We start from the raw sequence: 17,986 nt of genomic DNA, 5'->3' as shown, positions 1-17,986 counted from the left end.
GGGGGCAAATACATACTCACCACAGGATAACACGGATTAACACTGCTAAAAGCTCTTTATTATCAGAACTCCTAAGGCAATCTGTGTTAATCCGTGTTATTCTGTGGTGAGTATGATATACTCTTCGGGCAAAATGGGTTTGCGAACAAAGTCCTTATTTTGCCCAGAACAGTTTGTGGTAGTAAGTGTCTTCGGCTGACACCTCTTTATAGTAGGGATTGTAGTTGACTTCCGTATTCGGGTATCTCCAGCGGTTCGGCACATTTGTGATGGTACCGGCCACTTCGGGGAAGGCCAGGCCGGACGGATAGCCGGTACGTCGGATATCACTCCATGCCTCACGACTGGCTAGGAAACCGAAATGCAGCCACTTTTGGGTAATGATAGCATCCAGCTTGTCTGCATATTCCGTGCTGTTCCATTTGGCAGCAGCGAAAGAGGCTGTTTCTTCGGCAGTGGGGGCATTATACCGGCGTGCGTTTTCACCCGTACTTACCGAGTCGTAATAGTAGTAAAGCGTGATGGACTGGCTGACAGCCTTTTTGAACTCTTCTTCCGCTTTTGCTTCATTCTTTGCCACTCCATACCCCATTTCATAGGATTCCGCTTTCAGGAAATGGATTTCGGGTGAGGCCATTATCAGCATGTCGAATTTATCGTTTTCCCAAAAGAAACCTTTCTGCGTGATTTGTGAGAAACCGGTGTTGCTGGTATTGACTTCGTCTTGTGCCTGCGAGTTGTAATATTCCGTCAGCTCATCTGCCACGGTAAGGTCTGTGCCCAGATAACGGTGTTCGTCCAATTGACCGGTGTTTTGGTTGGTAATCTTCACGGGATTGAAGTTGAGCAGGATGCGCGGGTCGTCTTCTCCTTTCACATAAACGCCGCTCAGTGGGTCATTGCTGGTCATATCATAGTTGCCATGGCCCAGCATGCGGTCGATGATGGCGCCCGAAGCAAGTCGGTTAGTTACCCAGTCACCCAGTCCGTGGCCTGCAGTGAAGTTCAGTTGCCCAGACTTCTGGTTGACAATGAGAATGTTGTTTTCTTGTTCCTCTATCAACGGATAGGCTGACGGATTTTCCAGGATTTCCTTGATGGCGGTACGGCCTTCCGCCTGCAAGTCTCCTTGCGCGGCTACGCGCATGGCAAGGCGCAGTCGCAAGGAGTTTGCATAGCGTTCCCATTTGTCCATGTCCCCGTTGTTGATAAAGTCTTGTGTATTGAAGTTCCTCGGTGTGGGGATGGAACGGAACCGTGGAGCAATTTCTTTGAGCTCATCAAGAATGGTTTTATAAATATCCTCGGCCTTGTCATAATGAGCATACGATTTACCTACATCGTTGGTAAGCGGCAGCGTACAAGCTTCCGAGAAAGGCATATCCCCGAAAACGTCCACTGTGGCGGCAAAGAAATCGTACAACTGTACTTTGGCGGCAAGATAGAATGCCTCGTCCTGGGCTTGTTCTGCCGCGCTTTCTTCCTCGTAGAGAGATTCCAGCTTACGGAACTGGGCCAGTGCCGAATACACATTGTCCCACTGTCCGTCAATAGCGGGTATATAGCCGGGGGTATACATATCCGTAGTGTTGGAGTAGCCGAAGGTTTGTGCATACTTGCCCGTAAACTGTGAATCGAATCCGAAGAACCGGTTGTATTCGTAAACATCATAGTCCTTTACTTTTTGGAAGACTCCTACCATCAGATTGCTGATGGTGACTTGGGTTACTTTGGAGGGGTCTTCGTATTTGCTGTCGAAGTCATAATCCGTACAGCCTGATGTTGTCAGGAGGAATGCTCCCAATGAAACAAGAGATAATATCTTTGTCTTTTTCATACTCTTTTTTGTTTTTTGGATGGTTGTTTTGTCAGAAACTTGCACGAAGTGAAACACCGAAACTGCGGGTAGCTGTGGTAGAACTTCCCACGGTAGCCTGGTTGGCCCAGGATGTTCCGACGGACGACTCCGCATCGTAGTTTTTCAGTGCTTTGTAGAAGTAGAAGAGGTTACGTCCGAAGACCGACACACTCAGCCGGCCCAGTCCCAGTTTGGAGATCATCTTTTCGGGAAATTGGTAGCCGATGGTCAATTCACGCAGTTTGACATAAGAATTGTCGAATACCGAATGGCGGTATGTCAGCTGTTCGGCCTCCGTTCCCCAATTATAGGTGGTGTTGTAGTAATAGCCTGCCGGAATGATACGTGTGTTTCTTTCGCCAGTGGAGGCCACTACACCCGGAAGGATGATGCCGTCGTGGTAGATTATCTCTCCGTTGGGGCCGGCACCCGTGGAAGGGTCTACTTGTACCGGAATTCCGCTGGAATTGTTGTCGCCCGGATAGTAATAGGACAGTCCGCCGTGTTCCGTATCGCGGTACTTTAGGGATTCGGGTGTCAGACCCACTGCGGTGGCATATTGGTTCATTTCGTTGATGACATCTCCTCCGATGCGGAAGTCGATACTGAAATCGAGGAATACATTCTTGTAGGAGAAAGAGTTGAATAGACCTCCTACGCCTGCCGGATTGATGTTGCCGACTTTCTGCAATTCGGTTTGGTTGAGGTAAAGACCTTTATCGGAAACGAGGTACTCACCGTTTTCGTTCACCTGGGGAACCTGCGCATAGATGTCACCCATTGGCTGGCCTTCCACAGCTTGTATTTTTATTCCACTGCCTCCGGAGTTGAGTATTTCCAGATAGGGCACTCCATCGGCCAGTTTCACTACTTTGTTCTTATATACACCATAGTTGGCTGTCAGGTCCCAGCGGAAATCTCTGGTCAGTATGGGAGTGGCACTGATTGATATATCCCAGCCGTGGTTGGCTACCTCGCCCACATTCATCAACACATTCTTTACGCCTGATGTGGAAGGTTGCGGCGTGGAGAGTATCTGGTCCTTTACACGGTTGTTGTAGTAAGATACATCTATACCCAACCGGTTGTTTAAGAACTTGCTTTCCAGACCTATCTCGTATTCGTACTTCTTTTCCGGACGGATATCTGCATTCCCCCATGAAGAGGGAATGGTGTTCCAGGTGAATCCGTTGTCCGAACCTTGCTCGTAGACGATATTGGCGGTATAGGTTTCAGGAGCATTTCCTACGATACCGTATGAGAGGCGCAGTTTTCCATAGTTCCACCATGACGGCATGTGGAAGGCTTGGGTGAAGAGGAAACTCAGATTGGCGGAAGGATAGAAAAAACTTTGGTCTTTTAGGGTAGACGAGCGTTCCTGGCGTCCGGTCAGTTCAAGGAATAGATAGTTGTCCCATCCCAGGCTCAGTGTACCCATATAGCCGGTTTTCAGTAGTTCCATACGTTGCAGGGTACTGCTTGGCGTGTAGCGGCTGGCATTGAGGTCGAACCAGTTTTCCGTGACAAGCCCGCCATTGGTGGAGACCCTGATATTGTTCATATTTTCGTAGCGTCCGGTCCAGCCTACGGTGGCGGCAATGTCGAAGCGGTTGATATTATAGTTGAAGTTCAACATAACATCTCCATAGACAATGTCGTAACGGCGGTTGATGGACTGGAAGCTACCGTTGGGGTCGTATAGGGAATTGGGTTGTTCGCTTTCATATTTCAGTGTTTGCTTCACATCTGTGATATCAGTTGAAACCTGGGCGCGCAGACTCAGCCAGTTGGTTATCTGCCAGGTGGGGCGAATCATACCGATGAGCCGGTTCTCTGTCTCGTCGCTATGGTGATGGTACATATTCCACAGCATGTTGTTCACTCCGGTGGCGTAACTGGGGTCGTAGGCCCATGATTCCTCAGGAGTCAGCGTGGCGTTTCCTCCGACAAAGGTATTACGGTATCCCAGACTGGTGACGTAACTTTGTTTCAGATAGGGAATGTCCAGGAAGGTGGAGAACATGTTGCCGAAACCGCTGTATAGGTTGAGCGAGGTTTGCGGGCGGTCTTCTACATTCTGTACGATGTAGTTAAGGGAGTATTCCAGTTTCAGCGGTTTCGCCAGTTGATACGAACCGGTCAGCTTGAAGTTGTGTTTGGTGAAGCTTCCGGTCAGGGCATTGGGAATCTCGTCCATGAATGTGTAGGAGAAGCGGTTGCTGGTGGTTTCCGTCCCTTGTGAGATGGCGAGATTGTAAGTCTGGGTCCAGCCGGTGCGAAACAACTCTTTCCACGGGTTGTCGGTCAGTGCCTGGTAGGGGCGCATCTTCCCGTCCCAGTAAAGTACCTCGCTGCCGTCGTATTTCGGGCCGAAGGACAAGGTGGTGGAACGGAGGCTTTTGTAGCTTTGTCCGTTTAGGGTTCTCTGATAGAAGCCTCCCGTCTGTTTCTCATAATCGCTGTATGCGGTGTTGTAGGTTCCCGGCCCGTATACGGTCTGTACTTTTGGTAGATAAGCCGGTAAGTTTGCCATGACTTGGGCATTGAAGTCCACCGTCAGCTTGCCGCTTTTGGCGCGCTTGCTAGTGATGACTACCGCACCGTTTGCAGCCTCCGAGCCGTAGAGAGCTGTGGCGGAAGCTCCTTTCAGAATACTGAGGCTCTCGATGTCCTCTGGGTTGATGTCTACCAGACCATTGGAACGGATTTGTCCGTCGTTGCCAAATTCGGCGAAGTCCGTGCTTTTACCCGTGCCGCCGTTGCGGATGGGTACACCGTCCAGAATGATGAGTGGCTGGTTATTTCCAGTGATGGAAGTCAGTCCGCGTACGTTGATGGAGACAGCTCCGGCAGAACCGCCTTGTGTCTGTGTGATGCGGACTCCCGGTGCTTTACCGTACATGGCAGAGGCAAAGTTGGGTGCTCCTGCCTTTACCAATTCGTCTGCACTGATGGTACTGATGGCATAGCCGACACGTTTCGTGTCTTTTTTGATACCCATTGCCGTTACTACGACTTCTTTCAGTTGCTGGGTATCTTCGCTGAGTGTAATCTTCAGGTCGCCTTGCTTTTTTCGTTTTGCCAGGTTTATCTCCCGAGTAGCATAGCCCATGTAAGCGATAGAGAGTGTTGCATCTGCAGGAACGGTCAGTGTGAAGTTGCCGTCCACATCGGTAATGACGCCGTTGTTGGTGCCTTTCTGTATGACGCTGGCACCGATAAGCGGTTCTCCCGTTACATCTCTTACAATGCCTGTAATGGTTCGGTTCTCTTGTGCAAAGGCTGTTCCGGTGAAAAGAAATGTTAATAACCAACTTGCAATAATCAAACTTTTTTGGAAGTGCGACGCTGAATGTGGAATGTCACACCGTTTTCTCATCCTGATTTTCATACTACTGAAAAATAATTGATTTATCTTATTATAAATGTTACGTCCTTTCGGCAGATATTTTAGCAAGAGGTATGCCAAACGAAAGGCAGACTATCCTTTTAAGGATGAATAATGTTGATAATCAATTGCTTATTTTCTATCGGGAAAAAGGGAAGTTCGGGTGTTTGTGGTGTGGAGATGTGGAAAAAATCCACAGTAGGTATTCCACAATTTCCCTCTCTTCCCTTGAAGTCTTGTTGTCGACCCTTATTGGTAGCCTTGTTCATCGGAGGTATGCTCTATCACTACAATAAAATCTGGTGCAGTTGCAGTGGTTGCATTTTTTTTCAGGGTGGGAGTGTTTTTGACCTTTATCCGGGAAGGATTACTCGAACGAAAGAGCTATCAGCCTGCGGTTTGTGAGATTGATATTAAGCCAGTATAAATCAGAGAATTACTTTCAAAATGTGACTACTATGGTTACTGTGGCAAATATAGTTATTCTTGATGGAAGAACTGCATGTTTGGCGTAATAAGTATCTATGTTTGGGAGAGAAAGGATAGGGAGGTACTCTTACTTTTAGGAAATTAATATCATGTTTGCACCTTATTTGTTTCGTGCAAACATGATATTAATAAATCTTAGTGGTTTATTTTACTTCCCACGTATCATTCGTCATCAATAACTCCTCGAAGTTGTGATACTTCTTCTTGGCAGACACCTCTTCGATTTGTTCATGAACAGCATCGTCGTAAGTAGGAGCTTCCACATCGCGGATAACACCGAGTGCAATCGGGAAGTCGGGACCTTCCATCAGGGCAAGCTTCAGTTGCAGGGTGTTGTCCATGCAGTGGGCATCGTGGATGAGGATATCCTTCTCTGTAATGCCGTTCTCACCGAGTTTCACGACTTTTAGACCAAAGCCTTCCTGCATCAGTCCGTATTCGTTGTTCTCGCCGAAGAGCATTGGTTCGCCGTGTTTCAAGTAGATAGCATTCTTGGCGCGGTCTTCCTTTTTGGCTACGGAGTCATGCGTACCGTTATTGAAGATAACGCAGTTTTGCAGAATCTCGCAAACGGAAGCCCCTTTGTGAGCCATGGCTGCCTTCAATATTTCCACTGTCCCCGGAGCATCGGTAGCTACCGCGCGGGCAAAGAAACGGCCGCGGGCACCGAAGCAAAGCTCTGCCGGGTGGAATGGATCTTCTACCGTACCATAGGGAGACGACTTGCTGACGAAACCACGTGGAGAGGTCGGAGAATATTGACCTTTGGTCAGACCGTAGATGCGGTTGTTCAGCAGAATCATGTTCAGGTCGATGTTACGGCGTACGGCGTGGATGAAGTGATTACCGCCGATGGCCAGACCGTCACCGTCGCCGGAGATTTGCCATACCGTCAGGTTGGGATTGGCAACCTTGGCACCTGTAGAGATGGCAGCAGCACGTCCGTGGATGGTCTGCATCGCATACGTATTCATGTAATAGGGCAGACGGCTGGAGCAGCCGATACCTGAGATGACGGCATTCTCCCAAGGAGCTTTGCCGATTTCTGCCATTGCTTTGTGCAGTGAAGCCAGAAAGAAGTGGTCACCACAACCCGGACACCAACGGGGTTGTCCTTTTTTATAGTCTTTTGCTGTATATTCGCACATAATCTTTTTTAATTGATAGTTGATAATTGATAGTTGATAATTGGTGGCTGGTCATTGATAATCCGCATATTACGCATGGTTATTATCAATTGTCAACTGTCAATTATCAATTAATTTATTGAACGCTGCGACCAGCTCGGCAACGACGAACGGTTGTCCTTTGACTTCGTTGAACTGGTACGGGGTGAAGTTGTCTATCTTCATACGTAGATAACCTGCAAATTGTCCGAGATTCTGTTCGGCAACTACCACCTTCTTGTACTTCTTCAGAACGGTTTCCGTGTTCTTGGGGAGCGGATTCAGATAAGTGAAGTGGGCGAGGGCAACCTTCTTGCCTGCCTTGTTCATCTCTTCCATGGCCGAATACAAGTGGCCGTATGTACCGCCGAAACCGACAATCAGCAAATCGGCATCGTCTGCACAGCCTTGCACTTCTACATCAGGTACGGGGATTTTGGCAACCTTCTCGGCACGCAGGTGGCACATCAAGTCATGGTTTTCGGGATCGGTGGAGATGGCACCGGTATTGCTGTCTTTCTCCAGACCGCCGAGGATGTGCATATAGCCTTCTTGTCCGGGGATGGCCCAATAGCGGACACCTGTTTCGGGATTGCGTTTGTACGGAGTATAGTTGTCCTTCATTTCGGAAGTCACGTAGGGAGGGGTGATGGCGGGATAGTCTGCCAGTTTGGGCAGCTTCCAGGCGCCGGAGCCATTGGCAACAAAGCCGTCGGTCAGCAATACGACCGGGGTCATGTGCTCCAGTGCAATTTTGCTTGCCATGTAGGCTGCGTCGAAACAGCTTGTGGGTGAAGAGGCGGCGATGACGGGCATTGGGCTTTCACCGTTGCGGCCGAACAATGCCTGCAACAAGTCTGTCTGCTCTGACTTGGTGGGCAGACCGGTAGAAGGACCGCCACGTTGCACGTCGAGCACAACCAGCGGAAGTTCTGTAATGACTGCCAGGTTCATAGCTTCCGATTTCAGGCAGACACCGGGACCGGAAGTGGAGGTCACAGCCAGCGCACCTGCAAAAGCGGCGCCGATAGAAGTGGCGCAACCGGAAATCTCGTCTTCGCATTGCACGGTCATCACGCCCAGAGACTTGTGCTTGGAGAGTTCGTGCAGTACATCGGTTGCCGGAGTAATGGGATAGGAGCCGAGGAACAGCTTCAAGCCAGCCTTTTCAGCTGCGGCGATGAAACCGTAAGCAGTTGCTTTGTTCCCCGTGATATCCATGTATCTGCCGGGAACGGTAGTCTTACTTTCAATCTTATATGTATGGGCTACGGAAGCATGGGTGTTGTGTCCGTAGTCATATCCTGCATGGATGACCTTGATATTTGCCCCGGCAATTTCGGGCTTTTTGGCGAATTTCTCGCGGATGAAATCTTCGGCTATTTTCAGATCGCGGTTGAACAGCCAGCATACCAGGCCTACTGCAAACATATTGCGGCATTTCAGCATGGACTTGTTGTCCATTCCGGTGTCGGCAAGGCAGTCTTTCACCATCTTCGAGATGGGGGCGGCGATGACATCCTGCTTAATACCCATTTCCTCTATCGGATTATCGGTCTTGAAAGCGGCCTTTTCCAAGTCTGACTTCTGGAAAGCATCTGTATCGATGATGATACAAGCAGTGGATTTAGCAAACTTATATTGGGTTTTCAGTGCGGCGGCGTTCATCGCTACCAATACGTCGCATTTGTCACCTGGGGTATAGACTTTCTCTGCACCGATATGTACCTGAAAACCGGAAACACCGGTGAGTGAGCCTTGCGGGGCGCGGATATCTGCCGGATAGTCGGGGAATGTACTGATATCATTGCCCACGGTAGCCGAAACTGTTGAAAAGATGTTGCCGGCGAGCTGCATACCATCGCCGGAGTCTCCGGAGAAGCGGACTACCACTTGCTCCAGTTCTTTGACCATCATGTCGTTTGCCATAACTTACGAATTACTATAGATTAATTTTTGGGGGTTACTGTATTCTATCACTGACCGACAAATTTCGTAAAGTTAATCGGATTAACAAAACTTTTTTCGGAAAATCGACAGAATACATTATCTTTGCATCCGCAATCTACTGCAATATGCAGAATCTATGCAAAAGCCCTTGTAGTTCAACGGATAGAACAAGCGTTTCCTAAACGTTAAATAGCAGTTCGATTCTGCTCAGGGGTACAAAATAACAGATTTAGATAGTGTGGAGTTTCCGCAGAATCCGCAAAATAAGGCTACTTTTGCAGTAAGATGTTCTACAAATAAAGATATGGCTACATTTAAAGCGGAGGTTTTTTCGGTCCAATTCATCATCCATTACTGTCCGGTAAAAAATGAGCGAATAGCCTATAGCTATCCGCTCAGAAGTTATCTTGGTATTTTTTTCATTCGAACGTATTGAGATTTTGATAAAACATAAATAAGTTTTTATTCTGCTATAACTAACTCCTGCGAATGTTCTACTTCCACGCATTGACCTTTCCATTCAAGGGTAGCGTGGACTCCTTCCGGAAGCACAATCCGGGCATGCAAGGTTTGGCCCGTCTTTAGGTATGCTACAGAGATGCTACCCAACGGATGGGGTATGGAGCCTGATGCCTCCGACAGGTGACCAAGAGCAGGAGTCAGACGAACTTTGGCAAACCCCGGAGCGGCAGAGTGAATGCCCAACAACATACGATAGAACTCGATATTGAGATGGGCACTCCAGGCATGACAGTCGGAGCGCGACGGTTCGGGATTTTCTGCCCAGGTGGTGAGCCCGATGGCAAGCTGGTCTCGCCAGGGCTGCAGGGTATCGAGCAAGCGGTTGGCCATGCCGACCTTATCCATGGCTTGCTGTACGAAATAGCGGAAATAGAAAGTGGCTTGGATGAGTGTAGTATCATCAAGCATCTTGCGGCACACCTCTTGCGCTTCGTGTTCTTCAAGCACCTCAGCCAGTATGGCCAGGGCATTGACGTGTTGTGAATAAACATCGTGTTCAGGAGTATCGGCCAACAATCCGCGCGCGCTGTTCCAGTATTTGACTTTGATGGCGGCGGTTATCTGACGAGCTAAATCATGGTAATAATTTCCCAAAACTTCTAAGCCGAAAGCCTTTTCCATAGCGGCCTGTTCGCGCAGTGCCATAACAAACACCAGATTTTGATAGGCCGAGCTGCCGTCTTGACCGTAGTTGGGTTCTCCATAGTCGAAACCCATGGCCCAATCGGCAAAGAACCAATGGGGCATACGCGCCAGACTCTTGTCGGTCCGCAAGTATTCCTCGTAGCAGCCTATGATGTGACGAGCGGCGGGCAGGTATTGACGGAGCCACTGATGTCCGTCGCGCATCATCCAGTAGTCGTAGAGCATACCTATCCAACTGAGCGAATAGGAGGATATCATCTGTGGCGAGGCCGAAGGGTAACGGCTTTGTGTCAGCCCGTCGGCGGTCATCGACATGCGTCCCTGCTCGATGGCGTGCCGGGGCAGGAGTGTGTCGCGGGTGTTGTACAGGGTGAGCATGGCCTGAATCCGGGCGTCGCCAAAATATTGAAGCTGTTCGTAATAGGGGCAGTCCATATAGGTTTCGTTGGCACAGAGGCGGGCGGTGCGCCAGCCTATCTTCTCCATTTGCTCCAGTTCCCGACCTGCGCGCAGGTGACTCTCCTTCTTTAGCGGATAGGCCGTGAAGGTGGCTCCCAGGCATTCGATAGTTAATGCTTCGTCGGCTGTTTCCACCGTCAGTTCCAGATAACGCCAGGTACGCCACCAAAGTGTAGTCGTCTGCCGATGCGTACCCCCATCCATCAGGAACTGGTCTTTCACTCCCATCATAACTTTGCCTGTTGTCTCATCGCGATGTGGTTTGGTGGCATGCCAGATGTCGGGCATATCGGGATTGAACAGTGCCTCGGCGTAACATACTTCCACACTAGCCCCCTTGCCGCCTGAAGTGGTCAGGTGGAGATAGGCATTGGTGAGCGAGTCGCGATCAATCAATACCGACGTTCTTGTATGTGGAGCAACGGTCAGTGGCAAGTTGATATCGCCTGCCGACACCTCGCGCATCTCCATTTGTGGTATGGAGCGAGGCACAAGGAGGCGGCCTCCACGGTCGCGTGTACCCTTGTCGGCTGCCGCATCCAGGTTCCGGGCTTGCTTCCAATCGAATCCGGGGGCTTCTTGCTCTGTTTGCCATCCCCAGGGGTAGTTGTTGGCGTCAAACCGCTCACCGCGGTCGGCCGCATAGTAGCCGGGCACTACAAAGTCGTCGAGCGATGAATAGGATTCGCCCGTCAGCACCTGCCAATTCCAATCGGTGTTGAACACCGGGTCTGCTCCGTCGGCACATACCAATAGGGCAATCTCGTTGGTTCCCATTTGTGCCATCGGACGCTTCTCTCCATAGTTCCATACTACGGCTGCCAGGGTGTTTTTCCCTTGGCGAAGGTAGGGTGCGATATCCACCGTTTCGTAATTCCAGTTGCTGAGATCGCTGCGCGCCGGTCCCAGAGAAACAAGTACTCCATTGACAAAGAGTTTATACCTATTGTCTGCCGATACGCGTATCAGGTGCGCGTCGGGCACCGTGTTTAACTGCGCGCTTTTACGGAAATAGGCGACACGCAGATCCGCGCCCGATTTTTCTGCGTGGCAACCAATCCATACAGCCGGCCATACAGACGCGTCGCAGGATAGTGCCAGGCAAAGAGAAAATAAAACGAAAACACTCTTCTTCATATTCATCAGTTATCAGGTATATTTTCTTCTTCCCAGGTATAGTCTTCCGTGCAGTGGATGTTCACCGACTGGTCTCCGCAGGCGATATTGAATTCGCCAGCCTCGAGTGTCCACTTCTTGCCGGTTCCCATAAAGGCGAGGTCGCTTGCCTTGATGCGGAAAGTTACTGTTTTGCTTTCATCCGGGGCGAGTACAATCTTCTCGAACCCGCGCAGGCGGCGATTGTCGGGCATGAGCGAAGCATAGAGATCGGAAGCATAGAGCATTACTGTTTCCTTGCCCGCCATGGCGCCTGTGTTTTTTACATCGACTGTGAAAGTGAGCACATCGTCTTTCGTGAAACTATTCTTATCGGCACGGAGGTTGCTGTAGGTATAGGTGGTATAGCTCATACCGGCTCCAAACCACCACTGTTCGTAGGTCTTGGCATTATAGTCGTATACACCGCTGATGGTCTCGCGCACTTCGCTCGCCTTATAGTCGTAGTTGACCATTGCATTCGGCTGAGCGCTGTAGGTATATGGCAGACGGCCGGAGAAGTTTTCATTGCCCGCTAAGAGTTCGGCCAGCGCATCTCCTCCATAATTGCCAGGCAGCATGGTGTGTACTACGGCCTTTGCCAAAGGTTCGATGTCGCTGATGGCGCGTCCGCGCGACTCGTTCAGCACCAGGATGATGGGCTTGCCCGTAGCAGCCAGTGCCTTCACCAGATTTTTCTGATTGGTACTGAGATTGATATCGGCAATGTTGCCCCGGGTCTCGGCGTAGGTATTCTCTCCGATGCACACTATCACATAGTCGTTGTCGGCAGCAGCAGCCACGGCATCGCCGATATTATCGGCATGATCCATTGCCCAGCGTTTCGAGTCGTAACTCACGCCCTCTACCAATGTCACATGATTGCTTCCGAACTTGTTTCGCAGGGCTTCATAGATGGTATTGAAATGCCCGGTAAATTCCTCGCGGTCGGCACCGTCGCCCTGCCAGGTATAGCTCCAGCCGCCGTTGAGTGTACGCATGCTGTTGGCATTAGGTCCACATACCAGCAGTCGGGTGCCTTGCTTTATGGGCAATAAGCGACTTTGGCTGTCTACAGAGTCGTTCTTCAATAAAACGATGGATTCCAATGCGGCCTGCCGGCTGTATGCTGCAAACTCCTCACTACCGAATTTGGGATAATCTTTAGCAAAGGTGTTAGGCTGTTCGAAAAGTCCCACCCGGTGTTTCAGGCGCAGGATGCGTCGCACGGCATCGTCAATGCGTTCCATGCTGACGCCACCCTCTTCTACCAGTTCTTTGAGTAAGCCGTTGTAAGTGAATTGCGAGGGAACCATCATCATATCTACACCGGCATTGATGGCTAGCCGGATTGCCTCCTTGGCAGTAGGGACCACGCGGTCGCTGGTAACGGCTCCATCGATGTCTCCCCAGTCGGTTACCACCATTCCGTCCCAGCCAAGCCCTTCCTTGAGCCAGTCGGTGATAAATTCCCGGTTGACCGTGCCCTTCACTCCATTTACGTTGGAACTGTTGGTCATGATGCTTAAGGCTCCTTCCCGGATTCCCCGCAGAAAGGGCGCAAACTGCTTCTCGCGCAGTTCCTCGTAGCTCAATCTGGCCGGTGAACGATCCAGTCCGTTGTATGGTGCTCCGTAGGCAAAGTAATGCTTTAGGCAGCCTGCCACGTGGTATGCATCGATATGGTTAGGATTATCACCTTGCATGCCGCGAAGAGCGGCTGCCCCCATCTCGCTGGAGAGGAATACATCTTCGCCAAATGATTCATACTGCCGACTCCAGGCTTGCATTCTGCCGAGGTCGATACACGGGCTGTAAATCCAGGGTACATTACAGGCACGAGTCTCGTAGGCCACTATTTCGCCCATCTTATATACAAGGTCGCGGTTGAAAGTGGCCGCCATGTTGATGGCACCCGGGAAAAGCGTACCACCGGCGGAGTAGGTGGTGCCATGCATCTGGTCGAGACCATACACGGTGGGGATACCGAGATGTTTTATTGACACATTCTGAATGGTCTTTACCACCTGATTCCACATAGCAGGGGTCTGGGCGGTAGTTTGTGGCGCATTGAGAATGGAGCCGACTTTATATTTGCCCACTACGGAATCGAGCGCCGCCTCATCCAACCGGAAGGGAAGCTTCGACTGGATATCGTTGGACACCCAGTAGAGCCTCATTAGCTTTTCCCTGTTTTGCTTATCTTCGGGCGTTGTCAGTGCCAACTGGGCTGCATTGTGCTGCTTGTCGAGCCCAAAGCGGCGTAAGGTGTCGGCAAGTTCCTGCTCCGACATCCGGGCAAGCTTCTCCACGACGTAACGCGGGTCTCGATAGGTAATCATGCCTATCTCCAGTTCCACCATCTGCCCGATTTTCTCATCGAGGCTCATCTGCTCCAACAGTTTCTCTATCTTGGCTTCTATGGCGGCATCACGTGGCAACATGGGCGGTTGTTGCGCCACAGTGCTCCCGTAAGCCAGCAAGAAAAGTAGGCTAAATAAATATCTCATAGGAATAAATAATCTTTTATAATTAGAAATTGGTCAGCGCCTGAATACTTTCCTGATTCCATTTCTTTGTTTGGAGATCATAGAGGCCGAACAGCCCGCGGTATGCCCAGATGTGGCTGCTGAATCCGCGCAATTGGAACTGCTCTTGCATGAAGGAGAAGTAGCGGTTCATCGATTGCTGGTCGGCTTTGAGGCAGACACCGTATTCGCCGATGTTGAGCGGACGACTGCTCTGTTCGCTCCAGCGTTGGCAGAAGTCGAGGTCGCGAATAATGGGCGCCTTCTCATTTTCGGTTCCGTGCCACTCTACCTGATGTCCTACCATCGCACTCGGCACATACTCCAGATTCTGATGGGTGAAGGTATGAGGCAGGTAGTAGTGACCCTGAACGATGATATTCCATTCGTTTTCCGGGAATTTTAGTTCGCCCAGTGTCCAGGTCTGTCCCAGATTGGGAGTGCCTATAATCAGTGTACGGCCCGGGTTGGTCCGGCGGATGATGGCAATGAGTTCGGCATGCAGCTTGTTCAAACCATCGGCTCCAAGGCGCATGTTGGGTTCGTTTAGCAAGTCGAAGAAGAGCATGTCGTTGGGGTAATCCTTGTAATGCTCGGCAATCTGTGTCCAGAGCGACTTAATTCGGTCGAGGTTCTGTTCCCATGTGAGGTCAGGGTCGTCTTCGCCCATATTGATGGCCGGGTAGTAGTGTTGGTCGATGGAGACAGCGAGGTTGTTTTTCAAACACTGCTCAATGGTCCAGTCCATCTTTTGGAAGAAGTCCGCATCGATGGTATAGGGAGCCTCTTTGGCGCAGTGCTTCACCCAAGTCGTCGGGATACGTACGCTTTGGAATCCGGCTTCGGCAATGCCCTGGAAATCAGCTTCGGTCATGGGGGCATCGTTACCATCTACGGGGTTGGCATCCACATATCCATTCATGTTGAGCCCTCTACCCAGACGCTTGTTCCGTTCGAAGGGAATAGCCGCCTCTGCCGGAGCCTCTACCTTGGTGTCGAGCACGGAGATTACCTTGGTGGGATCCCGATAAAGATCCAGCATCAGATTTCCATGTGTCGAATTGGCATCTTCATACTTCTGCGGACGGGGAGCATACTGTTCCGGACCGAACACGATACCAATCTGCAGATGGTCTGCGCCATCGAAGAGGGCGATACCGCGATTCTCCATACCCATCTTAAGGTCGAAATGATAGCCATCGGCCTGGGGGGAAACTACATAGCCCACGGTCATGTTGGCAGCGGAGTTGGCCTCGCTGCTGATGGTGATGGTGCTGTCTTCGTTGAAGTGGACTACGCTGCGACAACCGTACTGCGAGGCATACCAAGTGCCGGTAAACGATGGTTTTTGGGTTTTGCCGGTGGTGCAGCCAACCAGCAACGCTACCGAGAGGAGTAAGAAAAGTATTTTTTTCATGATTATATTTTTTCAGTGTTAATTTTCAATTTACAGTCAGTTTTGCTTTGTTTACATGCTGACTATCATGTCCAATCATTATCTCGAAGTCGCCTGGCTCAACGGTCAGTTGCAACGCATGGTTGTAGTACTCCAGTTGCTTGCGGCCAATCTCAAACGATACGGTCTTGCTCTCGCCGGCTTTGAGACTGATTTTCTCGAAACCTTTCAGCTCCTTCACCGGGCGTGAACTGGTGGCATAGATGTCCCTTACATAGAGTTGTACCACCTCCTTGCCATCCCGTTTGCCGGTGTTGGTCACCGTCACCGATGCCTTCACCTGACCGTCGGCAGTCATCTCATTGTTTGATAGTGTGACGTCGCTGTATTCGAAGGTCGTGTAGCTCAATCCGTGCCCAAAAGCATAGAGTGGCCCGTGGATGCAGTCGAGATAGTTGCTGTTGAAGCGAGAATAGGCTGCACCATCCTGATGCGGACGTCCCGTGTTCTTGTGGTTGTAGTAGATAGGGCACTGACCCACGTTGCGCGGGAAAGAGGTGGACAGACGGGCACTCGGATTGACATCGCCAAAGACCACATCGGCCATGGCACGACCTGCCTGGTCGCCCAACGACCATGTATAAAGTATGGCATCGGCCAGCGGTTCGGTCTCGGTGAGCGCCAGCGGTCGGCCGGCGGTCAAGATGAGAATTACCGGCTTGCCGGTAGCCTTCAGCGCTTTGAGAAGTTCTACCTGCGGGAGCCCCAGGGTAATGTCGGAACGTGACACGCCTTCGCCGTTCATGTTGTTCAGCTCACCCAAGGCAGCCACCACCACATCGCTCCGGCGGGCCAGGGCCACAGCCTCTGCCACGAGTTGCTCGTTTGGACGAGTATGTACAGGTTTGATGACCTGTCCCGGCTTGTAGGCGCCCAGATATTGGTTGACCATATCTTGTTCCAGTTGCTTGTCTTCAAGCACCCAACAGCCTTCGGCGTATGTAACCGAACCGCCATGACCTGTTACAGCTTCTTGCATACCTTCCAAAAAAGTTACACAGCCATCGGCAAACCTGGAGAAGGACCAACTGCCCTGCATCTCTTTGGCTGCCACCGCAAACGGACCCACCAGGGCAATCTTGGCCGATTTGGAGAGAGGCAGCACATTGGCTTCATTCTTGAGCAACACCTGGCATTCTCTGGCTATCTCACGGCTGAGCTGACGCGCCTCATCGGTGTGAATCTCGCGCTGGTAACGCTGTAGATTCAGGTAGCGATAGGGGTCTTCAAAGAGTCCCAGCTTGTATTTGGCTTCCAACACCCGGCGACAAGCCACCTCAATATCTTTTTCCGATAAACGTCCCTGCTTGACGAGGTTCTCTAGATTGTCCATATAGGCACTTCCGTTGAGGTCCATATCTACCGAAGCCTCTATGGCCAGTGCAGTAACCTCCTCAATATCGCCTATGCCGTGGTTCACACATTCGTTGATGCCTTCATAATCGGAGGTGATGAATCCCTTGAATCCCCATTCTTCGCGCAACAGGTCGTTGAGCAGATAGCGGTTGATGTGTGCAGGGATACCCTCGAAATCGTTGAAAGAAGCCATAAAACTGCCGGCACCCTCGTAGGCAGATTCACGATAAGGTGGAAGGAATCCGTTAAGAGCCTCCTGGCGTCCCATGTTCACAATGTTGTAGTCGCGGCCACCCTCTACCGCTCCATAGAGCGCATAGTGTTTCACGCAGGCCATTACCGTGGTATTGTCGGCAAGGTCAGTACCCTGATAACCGCGTACCATTGCCTTGCCAAGTTCACCGCACAGAAAAGGGTCTTCTCCAAATGTTTCAGCAATGCGTCCCCAACGGGCATCCCGGCAGATATCCAGCATCGGCGAATAGACCCAGTTGATGCCGGAAGCCGTAGCCTCAAGGGAAGCAGCGCGGGCTCCCCGCTCTATCAGTTCCGGATTCCATGAGGTGGACATAGCTAGCGGTATAGGCTGCACCGTTTGCAAACCATGAATAACATCGTAGCCGAACATCAGTGGAATGCCCAGGCGACTCTTCTCTACTGCCAGTTTCTGTGCTGCCAGCAGATCTTCTGCCACATAGCTGCCATACATGGCGCCAAGTTTGCCATCGACTATGAGTTGTTCGCGGCTGTCGTTATCGTCAGATGCGTTGCCCGATACAAACGAAGGCACCGCCAGAAGATTCAACTGTCCTACCTTTTCTGTGAGCGTCATCTTTGCCATCAGGTCATCGATAAACGCATCCATCTCTCCATTAGCAGAGGGAGGGGGAGTATAACTGGTCAGAGTCAATACTCCACATGCTAAAGCAATCAATTTGCTATATTTCATCATATTCACTTAAATTTATTATTTAGAGTTCTAAAATTGTAGAGGATTCACCACTCCACATTAGA

At 50.7% G+C, this 17,986-nt stretch carries 8 protein-coding genes and 1 tRNA gene; 1 reads left to right on the top strand and 8 read right to left on the bottom strand.

All coding sequences use genetic code 11. The features are described from left to right. Nucleotides 1-154 precede the first annotated feature (154 nt). The 4 genes from DWY55_RS10100 to DWY55_RS10085 all read right to left on the bottom strand — a co-directional run bounded on the left by DWY55_RS10100 (nucleotide 155) and on the right by DWY55_RS10085 (nucleotide 8,830). Nucleotides 155-1,837 carry a SusD/RagB family nutrient-binding outer membrane lipoprotein gene (locus DWY55_RS10100; protein ID WP_008662569.1) on the bottom strand — a complete coding sequence of 561 codons (1,683 nt, stop codon included), beginning with the start codon at nucleotides 1,835-1,837 and terminating at the stop codon, nucleotides 155-157. A 31-nt stretch (nucleotides 1,838-1,868) separates the two neighbouring features. Continuing rightward, on the bottom strand, nucleotides 1,869-5,249 hold the full coding sequence (locus DWY55_RS10095) for a SusC/RagA family TonB-linked outer membrane protein (protein WP_373153235.1): 3,381 nt from the start codon (nucleotides 5,247-5,249) through the stop codon (nucleotides 1,869-1,871). 629 nt (nucleotides 5,250-5,878) lie between these two features. Beyond that, nucleotides 5,879-6,883: a 2-oxoacid:ferredoxin oxidoreductase subunit beta gene (locus tag DWY55_RS10090; protein WP_005834397.1), complete on the bottom strand. Its 1,005-nt coding sequence runs from the start codon at nucleotides 6,881-6,883 to the stop codon at nucleotides 5,879-5,881. Nucleotides 6,884-6,982: 99 nt separating this feature from the next. After that, complete coding sequence (locus DWY55_RS10085) at nucleotides 6,983-8,830, bottom strand: 2-oxoacid:acceptor oxidoreductase subunit alpha (RefSeq protein WP_005830698.1); 1,848 nt, start codon at nucleotides 8,828-8,830, stop codon at nucleotides 6,983-6,985. Nucleotides 8,831-8,995: 165 nt separating this feature from the next. On the opposite strand from DWY55_RS10085, the gene DWY55_RS10075 reads away from it, so the two are divergent. Further along, a tRNA-Arg gene (locus DWY55_RS10075) sits at nucleotides 8,996-9,067 on the top strand. A 246-nt stretch (nucleotides 9,068-9,313) separates the two neighbouring features. Here the strand turns inward: DWY55_RS10075 and DWY55_RS10070 are convergent. Genes DWY55_RS10070 through bglX form a run of 4 tightly spaced genes read right to left on the bottom strand, consistent with a single transcriptional unit; the run spans nucleotide 9,314 to nucleotide 17,924 of the window. Continuing rightward, nucleotides 9,314-11,614 (bottom strand): alpha-L-rhamnosidase C-terminal domain-containing protein, encoded by a 2,301-nt coding sequence (locus tag DWY55_RS10070; RefSeq protein WP_070101232.1) that lies wholly within the window; start codon nucleotides 11,612-11,614, stop codon nucleotides 9,314-9,316. Nucleotides 11,615-11,619: 5 nt separating this feature from the next. Beyond that, entirely contained in the window at nucleotides 11,620-14,142 is a 2,523-nt protein-coding gene (locus tag DWY55_RS10065) for a beta-glucosidase (RefSeq protein ID WP_117878807.1), read from the bottom strand. A gap of 22 nt (nucleotides 14,143-14,164) precedes the next feature. After that, nucleotides 14,165-15,577, bottom strand: coding sequence for a glycoside hydrolase family 5 protein (locus DWY55_RS10060; RefSeq protein WP_057256554.1), 1,413 nt, complete (start codon nucleotides 15,575-15,577; stop codon nucleotides 14,165-14,167). Between the two features lie 25 nt (nucleotides 15,578-15,602). Beyond that, nucleotides 15,603-17,924: a beta-glucosidase BglX gene (gene bglX / locus DWY55_RS10055; RefSeq protein WP_057256553.1), complete on the bottom strand. Its 2,322-nt coding sequence runs from the start codon at nucleotides 17,922-17,924 to the stop codon at nucleotides 15,603-15,605. Between the last annotated feature and the right edge of the window lie 62 nt (nucleotides 17,925-17,986).

It is taken from the genome of Bacteroides sp. AF25-38AC, assembly GCF_003602995.1.
Classification (GTDB): Bacteria; Bacteroidota; Bacteroidia; order Bacteroidales; family Bacteroidaceae; genus Bacteroides; species Bacteroides uniformis.
The sequence above is the reverse complement of the archived record's forward strand: the minus strand, read 5'-3'. Positions and strand labels throughout refer to the sequence as shown.